This window comes from Rhizobium sp. BK661 (assembly GCF_024808825.1).
Classification (GTDB): domain Bacteria; phylum Pseudomonadota; class Alphaproteobacteria; order Rhizobiales; family Rhizobiaceae; genus Rhizobium.
In genome coordinates this window covers 167,100-185,229 of record NZ_JANTYT010000007.1, presented here as the reverse complement: position 1 = coordinate 185,229, position 18,130 = coordinate 167,100, and the positions used below count along the sequence as shown (strand labels likewise).

The 18,130-nt window shown below is 60.2% G+C and carries 16 protein-coding genes; 5 read left to right on the top strand and 11 right to left on the bottom strand.

Going from position 1 to position 18,130, the window contains the following annotated elements; all coding sequences use genetic code 11:
- Nucleotides 1-33: 33 nt before the first annotated feature.
- The 4 genes from FHX16_RS17010 to dnaG form a co-directional block, all read right to left on the bottom strand.
- Nucleotides 34-570, bottom strand: a complete 537-nt coding sequence (locus tag FHX16_RS17010; RefSeq protein WP_183861092.1) for a cytochrome b — start codon at nucleotides 568-570, stop codon at nucleotides 34-36.
- Nucleotides 567-1,625, bottom strand: a complete 1,059-nt coding sequence (locus FHX16_RS17005; protein ID WP_183861094.1) for a catalase family peroxidase — start codon at nucleotides 1,623-1,625, stop codon at nucleotides 567-569. The genes FHX16_RS17010 and FHX16_RS17005 overlap by 4 nt, the downstream gene beginning before the upstream one ends.
- A 164-nt stretch (nucleotides 1,626-1,789) precedes the next feature.
- A complete protein-coding gene (gene recQ / locus FHX16_RS17000; RefSeq protein WP_183861097.1) occupies nucleotides 1,790-3,649 on the bottom strand; it encodes a DNA helicase RecQ in 1,860 nt (619 codons plus the stop codon).
- Nucleotides 3,646-5,631, bottom strand: coding sequence for a DNA primase (gene dnaG / locus FHX16_RS16995; protein WP_183861099.1), 1,986 nt, complete (start codon nucleotides 5,629-5,631; stop codon nucleotides 3,646-3,648). The genes recQ and dnaG overlap by 4 nt, the downstream gene beginning before the upstream one ends.
- A gap of 663 nt (nucleotides 5,632-6,294) precedes the next feature.
- On the opposite strand from dnaG, the gene FHX16_RS16990 reads away from it, so the two are divergent.
- Entirely contained in the window at nucleotides 6,295-7,173 is an 879-nt protein-coding gene (locus FHX16_RS16990) for a hypothetical protein (RefSeq protein ID WP_259129475.1), read from the top strand.
- Here FHX16_RS16990 and FHX16_RS16985 read toward each other — a convergent pair whose 3' ends face one another.
- A complete protein-coding gene (locus tag FHX16_RS16985) occupies nucleotides 7,174-7,626 on the bottom strand; it encodes a GatB/YqeY domain-containing protein (protein ID WP_183754780.1) in 453 nt (150 codons plus the stop codon).
- 273 nt (nucleotides 7,627-7,899) lie between these two features.
- On the opposite strand from FHX16_RS16985, the gene carA reads away from it, so the two are divergent.
- Together carA and FHX16_RS16975 are read left to right on the top strand one after the other, a co-directional pair.
- Nucleotides 7,900-9,105, top strand: coding sequence for a glutamine-hydrolyzing carbamoyl-phosphate synthase small subunit (gene carA, locus FHX16_RS16980; protein ID WP_183754298.1), 1,206 nt, complete (start codon nucleotides 7,900-7,902; stop codon nucleotides 9,103-9,105).
- Nucleotides 9,106-9,252: 147 nt separating this feature from the next.
- Nucleotides 9,253-9,546, top strand: a complete 294-nt coding sequence (locus FHX16_RS16975; RefSeq protein ID WP_183861103.1) for a hypothetical protein — start codon at nucleotides 9,253-9,255, stop codon at nucleotides 9,544-9,546.
- A 53-nt stretch (nucleotides 9,547-9,599) separates the two neighbouring features.
- Here FHX16_RS16975 and FHX16_RS16970 read toward each other — a convergent pair whose 3' ends face one another.
- The gene (locus FHX16_RS16970; RefSeq protein WP_259129474.1) at nucleotides 9,600-10,130 is read right to left on the bottom strand and encodes a dihydrofolate reductase family protein; all 531 of its coding nucleotides are present in this window, start codon (nucleotides 10,128-10,130) and stop codon (nucleotides 9,600-9,602) included.
- 323 nt (nucleotides 10,131-10,453) lie between these two features.
- Here FHX16_RS16970 and FHX16_RS16965 point away from each other — a divergent pair, with 323 nt between their 5' ends.
- The gene (locus tag FHX16_RS16965; RefSeq protein WP_183861107.1) at nucleotides 10,454-10,774 is read left to right on the top strand and encodes an antibiotic biosynthesis monooxygenase; all 321 of its coding nucleotides are present in this window, start codon (nucleotides 10,454-10,456) and stop codon (nucleotides 10,772-10,774) included.
- Between the two features lie 15 nt (nucleotides 10,775-10,789).
- Here FHX16_RS16965 and FHX16_RS16960 read toward each other — a convergent pair whose 3' ends face one another.
- The 3 genes from FHX16_RS16960 to FHX16_RS16950 all read right to left on the bottom strand — a co-directional run bounded on the left by FHX16_RS16960 (nucleotide 10,790) and on the right by FHX16_RS16950 (nucleotide 14,647).
- Nucleotides 10,790-12,193: an MATE family efflux transporter gene (locus FHX16_RS16960; protein ID WP_183861109.1), complete on the bottom strand. Its 1,404-nt coding sequence runs from the start codon at nucleotides 12,191-12,193 to the stop codon at nucleotides 10,790-10,792.
- Nucleotides 12,194-12,336: 143 nt separating this feature from the next.
- A complete protein-coding gene (locus FHX16_RS16955; RefSeq protein WP_183861111.1) occupies nucleotides 12,337-13,584 on the bottom strand; it encodes a TCR/Tet family MFS transporter in 1,248 nt (415 codons plus the stop codon).
- 157 nt (nucleotides 13,585-13,741) lie between these two features.
- Nucleotides 13,742-14,647 (bottom strand): LysR family transcriptional regulator, encoded by a 906-nt coding sequence (locus FHX16_RS16950; RefSeq protein ID WP_183861113.1) that lies wholly within the window; start codon nucleotides 14,645-14,647, stop codon nucleotides 13,742-13,744.
- A gap of 102 nt (nucleotides 14,648-14,749) precedes the next feature.
- Between FHX16_RS16950 and FHX16_RS16945 the strand changes: the two genes are divergently transcribed.
- Entirely contained in the window at nucleotides 14,750-15,745 is a 996-nt protein-coding gene (locus FHX16_RS16945) for an aldo/keto reductase (RefSeq protein WP_259129473.1), read from the top strand.
- Nucleotides 15,746-15,784: 39 nt separating this feature from the next.
- On the opposite strand, the gene FHX16_RS16940 is transcribed toward FHX16_RS16945, so the two are convergent.
- Nucleotides 15,785-16,702: a neutral zinc metallopeptidase gene (locus tag FHX16_RS16940; RefSeq protein WP_183754280.1), complete on the bottom strand. Its 918-nt coding sequence runs from the start codon at nucleotides 16,700-16,702 to the stop codon at nucleotides 15,785-15,787.
- A gap of 134 nt (nucleotides 16,703-16,836) precedes the next feature.
- A complete protein-coding gene (locus FHX16_RS16935) occupies nucleotides 16,837-17,949 on the bottom strand; it encodes a phosphatase PAP2 family protein (RefSeq protein ID WP_183861115.1) in 1,113 nt (370 codons plus the stop codon).
- Nucleotides 17,950-18,130: the final 181 nt, after the last annotated feature.

Sequence of the window (18,130 nt, the reverse complement as noted above, 5' to 3'; positions counted from 1 at the left end):
TCACATCGCGGCGACTCCTGGCGCACGCCGCCGTTATTTGCCCGGCAGCATCGTCTGAAGGACGCCATCGCGACGCACGAGCCCGTGAAAGAGCGCCGCCGCAAGGTGCATCAAGACGAGAGCGAAGAAGGCAAAGGCCAGATAGAAATGCGCGCCCCAAAGAAGCGCATGAAGGCTGTCGCTCTGCGGCACGATCGCCGGAAGCCGCAACCCGCCGTACAGCACGATGGGGTAGCCGGCCGCCGACATCATGGCCCAGCCGATCAAAGGCATACCGATCATCAGCGCATACAACGCGACATGAGATAGATACGCCGCAAGCTTCATCGGCTCCGGTAGATCGGCAGGCAAAGCCGGAGCCCCCGATATGAAGCGAACCACAAGGCGAACCAACGCAAGAACGAGAATGGCAATGCCCAGCGTCTTGTGTGTCACCAGCAACGGCACGTATTGCCGCCCGATGGTGGACACCATCCCGACACCGATGAAGAGCATTGTCAGGATGCCGATCGCCATCACCCAATGCAACAGACGCTGGAGGGTGCTGAAGTGCGTGTTCGTGCCCGTCATGGCTTTACGCTCGCTGCTGTTCGGGGATAATGGCTTGCTTCCGAGGTGCGCAGATCGAAGGATTTGGCATAGGCAGCGGAGCGGGCTGCCGGGAACGGATCGTCGGAAACCTTGATGCCATCAGGCAGAATGGTCGGATCGAAATTGATGTCTCGACATGGGCCGTCGGCCTCCGGCTCGATTTTCTGCACGACCAGCGTACCGGGTTCAACGGTCCGTCGCTCCGGCGGCCAGGCCTTTGTCGGATCGGACGTCGGATCGGATGGCTCGGCGACCGTCAGCACGAGCGTCCAGCGTTGCGGCGACGTCGCGACGCGTTCGGCAATCTCGTCCTCCAAGTGATTGGGACCGAGCTTGGCAAAATCCTCGCTCGTGATCGGCATCGCTTGCGCGTCTGCCCGCAATGACCAGCGAACGGCGTGCTCATTGCCCGCGCCATCCGTGAAAATGAATGCATTGAGGCCGTTGAAGGTTACTTCCGCGTAGCTGGCAGTCCAGGGAGCCTTCGTTGCCCATTCGCCGAACGCGGCGAACTCCGGATGAGCCCCCACGAACGTTTTCATTGCCGCGGGATCCTTGCTCCCGGCCGCCTGCAGCAGCTCATAGAATCCCTGCGGCGTGGACACGGCAAAGACCGGCGGATCGATCATCGCCATCCGCCAGACCTCCCCGTCTGGTGTCGAAATCTGCACGCCGAGCCCGCGCACCCTAACGGTGGGATCGGCCGCGTTCGGGTCGGGTGTCGCCAGGTTGAAGCGCCCCACGACCGGATATTGTCCCGCCGCGAATACGGTCGCCCGCGACAGCGCGACACCATTGCCGTTCGCTTCGAATACGCCAGTGAAGCAGACACCCTTCGCGTGATTTCGCCGATGGCCAAGAGCGGGTCCGCCGGGAGGCGCCAAGGCACTGACAAGCTTTGTGGAGGTAAGGCGACCCGGGGAAAGCCACCCGGCTGTGTACGCAAAAGCGCCGGCGCCAAAGGCGACCACGGCAGCAATTAACACCAAAGATCCTAGCGCTGAACGCTGCTGCGATGGCGACGGGCCTGGCATCCAACACTCTCCGTTTTGTCAGTCGGGGTACTGTGGGCTGTTCTCTGCAATGCTGGGAGGTCAGTTCACGTAAGCCGAACAGCCGCACCGAGCACACTAACTGGGCGGCTATCCCATTATTTCCGTTGCGAAAGATGGCACCGTTGCGCCACGAGGTCAAATGCCTAGCTGTCGTGGCTGAGGATCACGTCCAGAAACGCGTCTCCGTAGCGCTCAAGCTTCGACTGGCCGACGCCGGAAACACTGAGCATTTCCTTATGCGTGCGCGGTCGCTCCGTCGCGAAGGCGATCAGCGTCGTATCCGGGAAGACGACATAAGGCGGAACGCCGAGCGAACGGGCAATGGCTGTCCGCTCGGCACGCAGCGCTTCGAAAAGCACGTTGTCGTCACCGGCCAGCACCGACCGACGCTCGGCCTGCGCCACGCGCTTCGAGCGGCGTTCGGCAACCGGGCGATCCTTGCGGAAAAAGACCACCCGTTCATGCTTGAACACGGCGCGGGCCTCCGGCTCCAGCTTCAAGGCCCCGAAGGCCTGCTGATCGACCCTGACCAACCCCATGGCGAGCAATTGCCGGAAGACCGATTGCCAGGTGCGCGCCGGCAGATCGTTGCCCGCGCCGAAGACCGGCATCGTCGTGTGGCCGAAGCGCTCCGTCTTCTCGTTGACGTTGCCGAGCAGGACATCGACCACATGCCCGGTGCCGAAGCGCTCGCCTGTGCGATAGATCGCCGCGAGCGCCTTGATCGCGGCCTCGGTACCGTCCCAGGTTTCAACCGGCTTCAGGCAGGTATCGCAGCCGCTGCACTTGCCGGCATACGCCTCGCCGAAATGCGCGAGGATCGCCTGACGCCGACACGAAGCAGTCTCGCAAATTGCCAGCAGCGCATTGAGCTTGGAACGCTCTACACGTTTGATATCGTCGGCCGCTCCACCCTCGTCGATCATCCGCCGCCGCTGGATGACATCGGCCATGCCGTACGCCATCCAGACCTCGGACGGCAGACCGTCACGCCCGGCGCGACCGGTCTCCTGATAATAGGCCTCGACCGAGCCCGGCAGGTCGAGATGCGCGACGTAGCGAACGTTCGGCTTATCGATCCCCATGCCGAAGGCGACAGTTGCAACGAGACAAAGCTCTTCCTCTTTCAGAAAGGCGTCCTGGTTGGCGTCCCGAAGTGCCCGGTCCATGCCGGCGTGGTAGGGCAGCGCTCGGATGCCGTGGCCGTTCAACCACTCGGCCGTATCCTCGACCTTGGCGCGCGACAGGCAATAGACGATGCCGCTGTTGCCCTTGTGGCCGGCGAGAAACCGCAGCAACTGCTGGCGCGGCTGGTCCCGCTCGACGATCTCATAGGAAATGTTCGGCCGGTCAAAGCTGGTCGTGAAGACCTTGGCATTGTTCAGCGCCAGGCGCTCGATGATATCCTCGCGGGTATGCGGGTCTGCCGTGGCCGTCAACGCGATGCGCGGCACACCCGGGAACTGTTCCGCAAGCTTGCCGAGCTCGCGATATTCGGGGCGGAAATCATGTCCCCATTGGGAAACACAGTGCGCCTCGTCGATAGCGAAAAGCGAAATTCTCGCATTACCAATCGTATCGCGAAATCCATCCAGAAGAATGCGCTCGGGTGTGACGTAGAGGAGATCGAGCTTGCCCGTGGAAATCGCGCGGCGAACGTCGATGAACTCCTCGCGCGACAGCGTGGAATTCAGCGCCGCCGCCCTGATGCCGATCTGCTTCATCGCTTCCACTTGATCGCGCATCAGCGCAATTAGCGGCGAAACGACAATGCCGAGACCCTCGCGGCAGAGCGCCGGAATCTGGAAGCAGAGCGACTTGCCCGCCCCGGTCGGGAAAAGAACGACGGCATCTCCCCCCGAGACGACATGATCGACCACTTGCTGCTGCTTGCCACGAAAGGCGGGATAGCCGTAGACGCGGTTGAGAATCGCAAGTGGCGACCGCTCGGCGCCGAACAACGCATCGCCAGCGGAAAATTCTCGGTCCTTCGGATCCCTCAATGGCTCGCCGCTCCCTTGACGCGACCGGAGAGCACGCCGAAGCCGTCAATGATTGCTTCCTGATTCTCGAGGCGAAGCCCTTCGAAATGGACCTCCTGGAGCGCGCGCATCAGCTGGTCGATCACGTCCCCGTTGCCGGCCTCGGTCGCTGCGGCGATCTCACGCTCAAGTTCGATCTTCTGGAAGCGCAAAGCCTTGGCGCGTTTGTGGAAGGCGAGCGCCTGCCGGTAGCCTTCGCGTGCATCCTCCATCGCCGCCTCTGACGTGGCGATCCAAAGCCGGGCGTTGCGGATTTGCTGCTCAAGACCCTGCAGCAGCGCGCCAAACCCCTGCTCCTCCATACGCTCCAGCAGGTATTCGCGCGTCAGGTGCGGCCCGGCGACGGCAGCGGCAGCGCCGAGCATCACCGACCAAAGCCGCTGCAGTTCGCGGTTGTCGTAATCGATGGAAGCGATCTCATCATATTCGTCCTGCATCAAGGCAGGATGATTGATGACGGTCAGAGCCAACACGCTCTCGCGCAACGCCGGTGTTTCCTGATGGCCCTTCACCAGTCCCGAGCGCGCCAGCCGATCTGAAATGCCGCCTCCGGAAAGCCGCGGACCACGTGGGCCTTCGTTGCCTCGGCCACGCGATTGGCCGGAGCCGCGATCAAAGCTTCGCCGCTCATTGCCGCGATTCTGGAATTGCGGCTGAAAGAAGCTGTTCAGGCGGTCGCGCATATCCTGTTGGTAGTGCCGGCGCACATTTTCATCGGCAATGACGGCAACCAGCTGCTTCAACCGCGCTTCGAGCTCCGCTTTCCCTTCGGGCGTCTCGAACTGCCCGGTATTGATCTCACGGCTCCAGATCATTTCTGCCAGAGGCTTCGCTTGGCTCATGACCTTATCGAAAGGTGCGCGGCCCTCGTCGCGGACGAGATCGTCCGGATCCTTGCCGTCGGGGAGGAGAGCAAAGCGCACGGTACGCCCCGGCTTGATGTGCGGGAGCGCAAGATCGGCGGCACGATTGGCGGCGCGAATGCCGGCGCCGTCTCCGTCGAAGCAAAGTACCGGCTGTGGCGTCATCTTCCAGAGGAGTTCGAGCTGGTTCTCGGTCAGAGCCGTGCCGAGCGGCGCCACGGCATTCTCCACACCGGCCTGATGCAGCGCGATCACGTCCATATAGCCTTCGACGGCGATGATCGTGCCCTCACCGCTTGCACCCTGCGTCGCACGGCGGGCGCGCGCGAAATTGTAAAGCACATTGCCCTTGTGGAAGAGCTCAGTCTCATTGGAATTGAGGTACTTCGCGGGAGCATCCGGTGACATCGCACGTCCGCCGAAGGCGATGACCTTCTCGCGGGATGACAGGATCGGAAACATGATGCGGTCGCGGAAGCGATCATAGGAAACCGGAATATCGGGACCATGGACAACCAGACCGCACGCCTCGATCTGCTCCTTGCCAACACCCTTTCCTGCCAGAAACTCCTTCAGGGCATTGCGGCTATCAGGCGCGAAGCCAAGCCGGAAGGTCTCGATCGTCCGTCCCGTCAGCCCGCGATCACGGAGGTAGGCGCGCGCCCGCGCGCCATTCGCCGTCTGCAACTGATCCTGGAAGAACGTGGTCGCTAGTTCCATCACGTCGAGAAGCGAGGTACGCTCCTTCTCGCGCTTCTCCATGACCGGATCGGCAATCGGCATGGCAACGCCCGCCATGTCAGCGATCTGCTGCACGGCTTCCGGAAAACTCAATCCCTCAAGGTCGGTCAGGAAGCGGAAGTGGTCGCCGGTGACGCCACAGCCGAAGCAGTGGTAGCGTCCCTTGCGGTCCTCGCAGTGAAAGCTCGGTGACTTCTCCCCGTGAAACGGGCAGCAGGCCCAATAGTCCCCGCGAGAGACATTGGTCTTGCGTTTGTCCCAGCTCACGCGACGACCGATTACGTCCGAAATCGGCACGCGATCGCGTATCTCGTCGAGAAAGGAGTTGGAAAAGCGCATTGGAACCTCTTGATTGGGGTCCATATAAGCAGGTTCGTCAGCACATGCCACGGCATTTGCCCAAACGACGCGCTATTCACAGGATCGTCGCGCCATCGGAAATTGTCCCATCAGCGCGTTCAAAAATGCGTTACCACCCCTGCGACATGGGGTGCGACACTGACAGGCCGAGCCCGCCTTTTACGTGTATGCAACGTCAGCATCGGGAGCGACGAATTTCTTGCCGATCGTCAAAAATCGATGGCAGAACAACGGCTTCTGGACCGCTGTGAACGGTGTTTTCCTGCACCGAAGTCACAATCCTTAGCCCAAATGCCACACCTGAGGCAGGCTCCGGCGCCAATCATTATTTTTTTGTAATTTGAATCACTTGCCGCGCCGCAATAACCTCAGGGTCAACAAAGCGATCCCCAAGCGAGGCACCATCCCTACCCCCGGCGCCGCCTCGCGAGGGTGCCTTTGCGAGTACCCGCTGGCTTGGATCTCGGTCCTGCGTCGCCACCGGAAGCAAAGAGCAAGAAGGCAGGAGCACCCCCAGCTCCTGCCTTCTTTAATTTCGCCCCTAGGTTTCATTTTTTGATATTTTCGTCGCCACCAGCGGCCGCAGAAGGCATTGACAGTTATCGCACGATGCCCAATGAAGCGAGATAGCGGGATGGTCGAATGCCACATAGAGTTGAAGATTTTTTAGAAAGCGATGCCTTCTTTGTGGCCGTATTGCATTGCGCCCGCGAAATGCTGGCGATCTATCGCGAAAGCCCGCGTATCGCTTCGATCTTCGCCGCTCAACAGCGCTGGCTGATGGCCCATGCCGGTTTCGCCCTTCATTTCGGCTATCCCGGCGAACCGAAGCTAGGCCTCTATTCGGGCCGTTTCATCGCCTTCGTTGTGGCGAACAGGATTGCAAGCCGCAATACCGCCGCTGCTTTCATCCAGGAAATGCTCGCCTACCGGTTTCTTCGCCCTGTCGAGAGCGCAAGCGACAAGCGCACGCGCCTGTTGGAGCCGACCGAGACCGCCCACGAACACTTCTTCCGATGGCTCGCCACCCACCTTTTCATTCTTGATAGTCTGGACGGCGGCAATCGGCTGGACCGGATCAACGCCGATCCGTCTGCCTTCGCCAAGATGCAGCCGCTGATTTCCAAGGCGATCATCGATAGCGACGCCGTGCGCGATCCCGGCGCAACATACAATTTGTTCAACTGGGCCAATTCCGGTGGCCTGATCATGGACTACCTCATGAGCCGCATCGACACCTTCGATCGCAGGTCGGATCGGGTCGACATCGGGCGATTGTCGCTAAAGGACATCCGTGACCAGTTCATGATCTCCAACACGCATCTGAAGCGCCTGCTGACGCAGGCCTCGGAAATGGGAAGCGTCGGCTGGACTCAGCCGCCCTACAAAGGCGATACCTGGCTCTCGCAGGGTTTTGTCATGGAATATTGGGGCTACCAAGCAGCCAAGTTCGCCGTTGTCGACGCTGCCGCGGAGGCGGTGCTTGGGCCCGCCGCCGGGAAGACGGCGAGCCTGCGCTGATCAGTTCAGCTGCTCCTTGACCGCGCCGGAGGCCTTGGAGAAATCCATCTGGCCGGCATAGCGCTCCTTGAGCACCGCCATCACCTTGCCCATGTCCTTCGGCCCGGCAGCACCGGTCTCGGCGATGATCGCCGCAATATTGCTGCGGACTTCCGCGTCGGAGAGCTGTTTCGGCAGGAAGTCCTGCAGCACGGTGATCTCGGCGCGCTCCTTGGCAGCCAGCTCCGGCCGGGCGTTCTCTTCGTAGATCTTCGCCGATTCGTCGCGCTGCTTCACCATCTTGGCAAGGATCTGCAGAATCTCGTCGTCGCTGGCCTCTTCCTTGCCTGCGCCGCGATTGGCGATGTCACGGTCCTTGATCCCGGCCTGAATCAGGCGAACCGTCGAGAGACGCTCGGCGTTCTTGGACTTCATGGCATCCTTGAGGGCGGCGGCGAGTTGATCGCGCAACATCATAATCACTCCTGTTTGGTTGCCGCTTCATAAACCACGCGAATGCATGGGATCAAATAAATTGCGGAAAACGACGGCAGAAAGCGCGAGAAAACCGGCAGAATGTGCGGTACAAAGATTGACCTCGCGCAATAGCGTGGCTATTTACCGCCACCTGCACCAAAATTCGTGATCAGGCCTGAGAGCGCGCGCCTTGCCGCGTGCGTATGCTTGCGAACCAAATGGCCGGCCAACGTTGCCCAAGGACGTGTGGCCGCCGGAAACGGGATGAAGATGACCGCGACAGCACCCTGGACAACCGAAAAGCCGACCGCCCTGCTCGTTCTCGCAGACGGAACCGTCATTGAAGGCAAGGGCATCGGCGCGACCGGCAAGGTCCAGGCCGAGGTGGTCTTCAACACGGCGCTGACCGGCTACGAGGAGATCCTGACCGACCCTTCCTATCTCGGCCAGATTGTCACCTTCACCTTCCCGCACATCGGCAACATCGGCACCAACGACGAAGACATCGAAGACCTGACGCCGGCGGCACGCCACGGCGCGGTCGGCGTCATCTTCAAGGCCGACATCACCGATCCGTCCAACTACCGCGCCGTCAAGCACCTCGACGCCTGGTTGAAGGCTCGCGGCATCATCGGCCTCTGCGGCATCGACACGCGTGCGCTGACCGCCTGGATCCGTGAAAATGGTTCCCCGAACGCGGTCATCGCCCATGATCCGAACGGCGTCTTCGACGTCGAGACGCTGAAGGCGGAAGCCAAGGCCTGGAGCGGCCTCGAAGGCCTCGACCTCGCCAAGATCGCTTCGTCGGGCCAGTCGTCGCAGTGGGCGCAGACCCCGTGGATCTGGAACGAAGGCTACGGAGAGCTGAGGGCCGAAGACGCCAAGTACCACGTCGTCTGCCTCGACTACGGCGTAAAGCGCAACATCCTGCGCCTCTTTGCCGGCCTTGACTGCAAGGTCACCGTCATGCCGGCGACTACGAGCGCCGAGGAAGTTCTCGCCATGCAGCCCGACGGCATCTTCCTGTCGAACGGCCCGGGCGACCCGGCCGCAACGGGCGAATACGCCGTTCCCGTCATCCAGAAACTGATCAAGACCGACATTCCGGTTTTCGGCATCTGCCTCGGCCATCAGATGCTGGGACTCGCGCTCGGCGCCAAGACCGAAAAGATGCACCAGGGCCACCACGGCGCCAACCATCCGGTCAAGGACCACACCACGGGCAAGGTCGAGATCGTCTCGATGAACCACGGCTTCGCGGTCGACACGAAGTCTCTGCCCGATGGCGTTGAAGAGACTCACGTTTCCCTCTTCGACGGCACCAACTGCGGCCTGCGCGTCGCCGGCAAGGCGATCTTCTCGGTTCAGCACCACCCGGAGGCTTCCCCCGGCCCGCAGGACAGCCACTACCTCTTCCGTCGCTTTATCAATCTGGTGCGCGCGAAGAAGGGCGAGGAAGCCCTCGCAGAGCGCTGAGACGCATTCCTGCAATTCTAAAGCCCGCTCCGGCGGGCTTTTTTATTTTTTGCAGCTATTACGCGCAGCTGCGACCGCAGCCACGCGATATCCGTTTGAAAGGTGCCGCAACTGCTGATTTACTGCATTTCAGTGAGGGAGGCAGCCATGAGGTGCTTGATACTAGCAGTTGCGTGCTTGCTCCCGACGGTATCTCTTGCCGCCGGGCCTGTGAAGGTCGATGCAAAAGATTACAGCTGCGCGCAGCTCGCGCAGATCATACGCCAGTCCAAAAAGGTCTATGTCCGTCTCGGCTTCGGCGGCCGCAACTTTCGCTATCCGCCGGCGCAGTGTGGGCCTGGCGACAAGCTGAGTACGGCAAGTTTGCGTGACGGCAGCGGGAAACAGTGTCTGCTGGACTACGCCTGCGTCAATGATCCGATGTCGATGTATAACTACTAGGCTGTAGGCCACTGGGGGCTCGAGGCGAGCAGGCCGTCGGGTTGGTGGCGCGCCTATGCTGGAACATATGTCAACCTGATCACGTCTGCGCCGATTCGATCGCTCGCGACCAGGCGCAGCGGCGGCCGCGGGCCTGCAAAAAGCGGTTTGCCGCGACCAAGCACGACGGGATGGAGGTACAGCCGATACTCATCGACCAGACCGAGATCGGTCAGACTTCGCGCCAACTCAGGCCCGGAAACTTCAATGTCCCCATCCAGTCGCGTTTTCAGCCCGCGTATCGTCGTCTCGACGTTATCCACGACAAGGGTGGCGTTCGGCCCTACTGATTGCAACGAGCGCGACACGACCCATTTCGGTTGGCGCCGCCATGCCGCTGCATAGTCGCGCTTCGCGTCGTCCCACTCGGAACGGTCGTCGTCCCAGTACCGCATCACCTCATACATGCGACGACCGTACACACTGCCGGCAAGGCCGCGAACGTCATCAATGAAATGACGAAAGAGCGCGGGATCAGGCGAAAATTCCGTATGGTCGACGTAACCATCAAGGGACTGGTTCAAAGCAAATACGAGCTTCGCCATGCTGCAGCTCTCCCCCAAGTTGCTGAAATACGGCTTGGCCGATGCTACGCAGAAATGAGGTTGGCTACAATCCGATGCCGCTTCGTTGACCAGATCACTCCGAAGGCACCGCTCTCCGGCCTGCACGCACAAGCGGATCGGGTCCTCACGACCGCCCATGATCATTTCGGGCTTACGGGTTCACCGCCTAACCGCAGCGTCAGCCCCGATGTCGTCCATTCGCCCATGCTCGCCAGTGGACATTGTTGTTTCGGCCTATTGACCTCAACTTAACTTGAGGAATTACACCCGCGTTGGTGACATCCAAAGCAAAGGAGATGAGGATGAATGGAGAGTTTTACCGGATCGACAAGTTTGCGGTTCCGGAGGCTGCGCGCGAGGAGTTTCTGATGAACGTGCTGAAGACGCACGAGGTTTTGCGGGCGCAGGACGGTTTTATCAGCCATCAGGTGCTGGAACAGGTTTCCGGCCCGGGCGAATTCAATTTCGTGACGATTGCCCAATGGGAAAGCGCCGAGGTGATCGAACGGGTGAAGGCTGCGGTGCAAGCCGCCCATCGCGCCCGAAACTTCGATCCGCAGGCGCTGTTTCAGCGGCTCGGCATTCGCGCCGACATTGCCAACTACAAGCCGGTGGCGGCTTGATTCCGAATTGGCCGGCTAGACGCCGGCCATATCCTTCTCGCGACGGAGAAGCAGGTAGAAGCGTCCGCAAAGCATCACGGCTGCCGCCGCAAGCCCGACCAGGAAGCCGAACCAGATGCCGATACCACCAAAGCCAAGCGGGAACGCAAAGGCCCAGGCGAGGAAGAACCCGATCGGCCAATAGGCAATCAGCGCCAGAATCATCGGCACGCGCGCATCCTTCAGACCACGCAACAATCCATTGGCGATTGCCTGCAGGCCATCGACCAACTGAAACAGACCCGCCACGACGATCAGCGGCCCGGCATAGGCAAGCACCTGCGGCGCCTCCGGTAATTTGGTATCGAGGAACCAGCTTCCCAGGAATTCAGGAACGGCAGCAAACACAATGCTACCGGCGACAGCAATCACACAGGCGATGACGACGACAGCGATCGAGGCCCGCACGACTGCAGTGTAATCACCCTGCCCATGCGCTACACCAACCCGAACGGTTGCCGCCTGCGACAAGCCGAGCGGGATCATGAAGGCGATCGAGGCCCATTGCAGCGCGATGCCGTGAGCGGCAAGCTCGATCGTTCCGATATGCCCCATCAGCAGCGACGCCACGGTAAAGAGGCTCACCTCGGCCAGGATCGTCACGCTGATCGGCAGACCGAGACGGACAACCTCCCAGAATGCCTTCCAGTCCGGACGCCAGAAGCGCACGAAAATTTCGTAGCGTCGCGTCTCCGCCCTGCTCTGGACATAGCCAACGATGAACAGGAAGCCGGCAATCTGCACGACCACTGACACGATCGCCGCGCCCTCCAGGCCCATCGCCGGAAAGCCGAAATGGCCGAGCACCAGCGCATAGGCAAAGAAGGCGTTCAGCACGAGCATTGCGATCGTCACGTTCAGAATGACGGCCGCACGCCCGATCGCGCTCACCAGCGCCCGCATGACGTTATAGAGCAGGCCAGGCAGCACGCCGAACTGGCCGATCAGGATGTAGCCATGCGCCAGTGCCGCCACGTCCGGCTTCTGCCCGGCGGCGAGCAATATCCGCTCAGAGTTGAAGAATGCCGGCAGCATGATCACCCAATAGGCCAGCACGACCCATAGACCCATGCGCAGCGAGCGGCGCACGCTGACGACGTCGCCCTTGCCGTAGGCTTGTGCGACCATCGGTATGACAGCAATGGCAAAGCCCGACCCAAAGACGAGGATCGTGAAAAGGAACTGTGCCGACAATACCATCGCAGCCAGATTCTCCGCACCGAGACGGCCGACGATCATCACATCGGTCGTGTTGATGCCAAGCTGGGCAAGCTGCGCGCCGATCAGCGGGATGCCGAGCGCCAGCGTCGCGCGGAAATGCGCAGCCCAATGGTTATCGGTTTTCGGCGCAAGCTTGCGCGCGTCGATCGGCGTGTCCATGACACTGTTCCTGTGATTGAATTGGTGATGGCCGCAACTTGCGGCAAAGTAATCAACAGGGCTTAGTTCAAAGCCCGGCAAAGAACTACGCAAAACTGTGCAAATGATGAAAAATTCATCATCGCATCACGAATTCTGATGGCTCACTCCGCTGGCTGTTCCACGACCTCGGCGGCTTTGATCGTGCGCACCCTCGCTAGAAACACGAGGGCTGCAATCAGGATGATGACGGCCGCGAGCAGATATGGAGCTCCGGCGAAGCGCACCGGGGCCTCTGGCCGCGTGAAGTAGCCGAACAGCTGGGTAAAGATCAGTGGCCCGACAATTGTCGTGATGCTGCTGAGGCTGGTCAGCGCCCCCTGCAACTCTCCCTGAGCCGACGGCGGCACCTTGGCTGCAGCAATACTTCTGAGCGGCGGATCGGCGACGTTCTCCATCACGGTCAGCACGATAACAGTATAGACCATCCAGCCCTCCCACGCGAAGGCGTAGCCGGTCAGGCCGACAACGGAAAAGGATAAGCCAAGCACAGCCGTCTTCCACTCGCCAAGTACCGGCACAATCCTCGGCAAAATGACAGCCATGACGAAGGCCGCACCGATCCCATAGATGCCGAGTGATAGGCCGATCTGCCCCTCGCTCCAACCGTAGCGATAGGTCGATACGAAGGACCAGACGGCCGGATAGACGGCATGCGCCAGCCAGAAGAGGAACATGACGGCACAGATCGGGCCGATGCCCGGATAGCTCCGCATCTGCTTCAGCGTGCCGAGTGGATTGGCGCGTTTCCATTCGAAGGCCCGACGGTGCCTAGCGTCCAAGGTCTCGGGCAACAGGAAGTAGGCCGCAACGAAATTTGCGAATGAGAGCGCCGCGGCTCCGAGGAACGGCACCCGGGGTCCGAATTCGCCGAGGACGCCGCCAATGACCGGTCCGATCGTGAAACCGACGCCGAAGGCAATACCGATCAGCCCGAAATTCTTGGCGCGATTTTCATCGTTGCTGATATCGGCAATGTAGGCGGAACAGGTCGCAAAACTGCCGCCGCTAAGGCCGGCCAGCGCCCGGCCCACGAACAGCATCCAGAAGCTGGTTGCCACCGCACAGATGAAATTGTCGATAGCAAAAGTCAGCACCGACAGCAGCAGGATCGGACGTCGCCCGAAACGATCGCTGAGATTGCCGAGAAATGGCGCAAACAGGAATTGCATGCCCGCATAAACGACGAGCAGCCACCCGCCGTCGAGGGCTGCGTCGCTTACCGAGCCACCCGTCAATTGCTCCAAATACGCCGGCAGTACCGGCATGATGATCGCGATCCCGATCACGTCGAGAAACAGGATCATGAAGACGAGGAAGAGGCCACGACGAACGAATTTCGGATCGAGCATCAGAGATCTCTACAGTAGGTTGTTTTCTGGAAAAGACGAACTCGTCGCCGATCATGTTACATAGCTCACGCATATTAGCGAAACAATCCGTGAACATTTCAAATCTTTTGATAGGCGCACGACTTCTGTTGATGGAGAAGCGGAACAAAGGCAGATTCTAGCCGCCTTTGACCCGTTCGCCTTTGACGAAGTCGACAAAAGCGCGAAGCGAGGGTGGCAAATGCTTACGACCGGCATAGTAGAGAAATGGCCCGGAAAATTCACTCACCCATTCTTCGAGAACAGGCACGAGCGCACCCGTTTCGACGGCCGGGGAGACGACCTCCTCGAATGTGCGTATGATCCCAAGCCCCGCAACGGCGGCAGAAACTTCCATATCGATTGCATTGGCGACAATCGGCCCCTTCGGCGTAATCATCAAGGTTTCTTCGCCGCGCTCGAACTCCCATGGCAAAGCGGTTCCGCTGAGGAAGCGGTGCCGGACGCAATCGTGCTCAAGCAGATCGCGCGGGTGCTTGGGCACACCACGCCGCGCCAGATAATCCGGCGCGGCGGCCGTGACATATCTCTGCCTGCGCGGCCCAATTGGCACAGCAATCATGTCCCGCTCGAGACGCTCGTCATAGCGAATGCCGGCGTCATAGCCGGCGGCAAGCACATCGACGAAAGAGTCTTCGCCGACGATCTCAAGCGAGATCTGCGGATAACGCCTCAAAAAGCGATTGGCGAGATCGGGCAGAAACAGCCGTACGGCGATCATCGGCACGTTGAGCCGCAACGTCCCGCTCGGGTTGTCGCGAAATGTGTCGAGCTGCTGGAGTGCCTGGGAAACTTCCCCTAGAGCGGGTGCAAGCCGCTCGAGCAACCGTTCTCCCGCCTCCGTCGGTGTGACACTGCGCGTCGTTCGATTGAGCAGGCGAACGCCGACGCGCTCCTCGAGGCGGCGCAGCGAGTCGCTGAGCGACGAAGCCGAAACGCCACGCTTGCGCGCCGCCGCGCGAAAGCTGCGCTCCCTTGCAATGGCTGTGAAGGCATCCACATCATTGAGGGGAAGGTCTTCCATCGTGCATTTTCCCGTACAGCCCGTTCACATTTGCATGGATTATCGCACGAAGGCCGGCGCGCTAAAACTCGTCCGAACATCAACACATGCATGGAGACAGAAATGGAGATGCATCGATTGGGAAAAACCGGTCCCATGGTGTCGGCGATCGGACTCGGCTGCATGGGCATGTCCGGCATGTACGGGCCATCCGACCGCAGCGAAAGCATCGCAACGATCCACGCGGCTCTCGACGTCGGCATCAATCTGCTTGATACCGGCGATTTCTATGGCATGGGCCATAACGAAATGTTGATAGGCGAAGCGCTGAACGACCGTAAGCGGGATGAGGTCGTCATCAGCGTCAAATTCGGAGCGCTACGCGATCCGGTCGGCAACTGGAGCGGTTACGACTCCCGCCCGGCGGCGATCAAGAACTTCCTTGCCTATACGCTGAAACGCCTCGGCGTCGACTACATCGATGTTTACCGCCCTGCGCGCCTGGATCCCAATGTTCCGATCGAGGAGACGGTCGGCACGATCGGCGACATGATCAAGGCTGGTTATATAAGGCATGTCGGCCTGTCCGAAGTCGGCGCGGACAGCATTCGCCGGGCGGCGAGCACCCATTCGATCTGCGACCTGCAGATCGAGTATTCGTTGATCTCACGCGGCATAGAGGACCAAATACTGCCGACCTGCCGCGAACTCGGCATTGCCATTACCGCCTACGGCGTTCTCTCACGCGGCCTGATCAGCGGCCATTGGCAGAAGGGACAGGGAAGCGGCACCGGCGATTTCCGCGGCATGAGCCCGCGCTTCCAGGACGGCAATATCGATCAGAACCTCGCGCTCGTGGAGGAGTTGCGCAAGATCGCGCAGGCGAAGCAGGTATCGGTGGCGCAGATCGCCATCGCCTGGGTGTCCGCTCAAGGGCAGGACATCGTGGCTCTGATAGGTGCACGGCGACGCGACCGGCTGACGGAGGCACTCGGCTCACGCGCTGTGCAATTGTCCGCAGAAGACATGGCTACCATCGAACGAGCCGTCCCCAAGGATGCTGCAGCCGGCGCCCGCTATCCCGAAGCCCAACTCAAGCACATGGACAGTGAAAAGTGATCTGGTCCAGCCTCGCCCCGCGGGAGAGGCTGCCGAACCTCATACGGGCCCTGAGAACGTATCGCAGGCGGACAACTGCCCACTGTCGAAGCCGCGTTTGAACCACCGCGCCCGCTGCTCGGACGTGCCGTGGTTGAAACTCTCCGGCACCACGTAGCCCTGGCTGCGCTTCTGCAGCGTGTCGTCGCCGATCTTCTGCGCGGCGTTCAACGCCTCCTCGAGGTCGCCGGCTTCGAGGATACCCTTCTGCTCGGTGAACTTGCCCCATATGCCAGCGAAGCAATCTGCCTGCAGCTCTACACGGACCGACAACTTGTTCGCTTCCGTCTCGCTCATCCGCTGGCGTGCCTCATTGAACTTAGGCAGGATGCCGAGCAGATTCTGAACATGATGGCCGACCTCGTGGGCAACCACGTAGGCCTCTGCAAAATCGCCGGAGGCGCCGAATTGGCGGCTCAGTTGGTTGAAGAAGGCAGTGTCGAGATAGACCTTGTGATCGCTCGGGCAATAGAACGGCCCGGTCGCTGCCGAGGCAAAACCGCACGCTGACTGCGTCTGCCCGGAAAAGAGGACGAGCCGAGGCTCCTCGTACTGACGGCCCTGAGACTGGAAGATCCCGTTCCAAGTGTCCTCGGTCTCGGCAAGGACGGTGCGAACGAAGGCGGTCATTTCATCGTTGGCGGGCGTCTGACCGCCGGACTCGCTCTGCTCATAGCCTGGGCCGCCCGTCGTCGTGCCGCCGTCCATGATCTGTAGCAGGTCGATACCCATGGCCTTCAGGACAAGATAGATGACGACCAGGAATATGATGGTGCCGATGCTCAAGCCGCCGCCGCGCCGGCCCATGCCGCCGCCCGACGGAAAACTGAAGCCCCCTCCTCTGCCCAATCCGCCCATGGAAGGATCGCCACGGCGATCTTCGATATTGTCGGACTGGCGCCGGCCTTTCCATTCCATAATGGTTCTCCCGGACTAAACCTTCGGTCGTTATCTATATATCTCGGCGATCAGGAAATTCCAGCTATCTCGGGGCGGCAGCCTTGCCGAAAACGGCAGGTCAATCGTTTGCTAGATTTTGTGTCTGCGCGTAGTCAGGCGATTGCGACCGCTGCCTCAGGGGCGTCCGCGACTGGTCCGCGGTCGCGTTCCAACATCCGTTTAAGCGCAAAGTGGCTGGTGCCCACGACGAGTAGTGACGCATAGCCATCCACCGCGTAGTGCCAGCCCAGATAGACGGAGCTGGCCATGACGAACGCGGTGTAACAGAAGGCGATGATACCCAGACGGCGCGAAATCTCCGCCGCGAAAAATGCATTCAGCGCAACCAATCCCACGTGCACGCTGGGAAACGCTGAGATGCCGGAGCCGAGCCCCGGTGTATGGTGCGTATGAAGAGACCAAAGGTAGCTTTGAACCATGCTGGTGGTCGTGGGGCCGTCAGGCGATGCCAGGAAGCTCAATAGTTCCGCAAAGCGCTGGGTGTCGCCGGTCACTGCCCCGTAGAACACTGGCCCGGCGGACATGAAAAGACCCGCGAGAATGTTTCCGCAGACCACCCAGACCAGCATGAACATGCCAATATAGCGGACGCGTACCGGAGCCGCTCGCGGCGAGGTTGCTACGTAGAACAGCGTTCCGAAGCAAACCGCGAACCACAATACGCTGTAATTCCAATCCACGAGTTTGACGATCGCATCGTGCCCGGCAATCGACAGTAGGATCTTCCAGGGGTCTGGGCCAAAGGATAGCAGTGCATCCGTCTTTGCAAGCCATTGGTCGTAGAGAAAGCCGCCTCGAATAACCGGCAACAAATTCTTGATTGTTGTGAACGTGCCCTGAAAGACCATCAGCGCCATCAGCAACGCCATGCCTGAAAGAAGATGAGCTAACCGATGGGGTGAGAACACTCTTCGTGTCGCCAGCGATCTTTTCGCCCCAAAGCGAAGCAAGATCCGTGCGTAGTCAAAAATGCCGGCTATGAGCGGCATTAAAAACAGAAACAGGTAGGTCCATTGGTCGAAATACAGCCCGAAGGACATCATCTCGACGTGACCGTAAGCGACCAGCAACAGGACACCAAGTACGAAGTAGAACAGAACCACCAGATAGAGCCAACCGTCCGCCATTAGTCGGTGGCGGACATGCGGCAGCAACTCGAAGGTCCAAGCTCTCAGATTTGCAAGTGCTTTGTCACGATCAGCCATTGTGATTCTGGATGCCCGCAAGCAAACCGCCTTTTGGTCTGCAATGCCAAATAGAAAGCACACTAAGTATTAATTTTCACGAACCAGTACTATTAAAAACGTCGACCGGACGAACATTTTTGCATGGAAGCCAAGGAGCACTTCCAGGACATCGCTCCTTGACGACACACCGACAATCGGG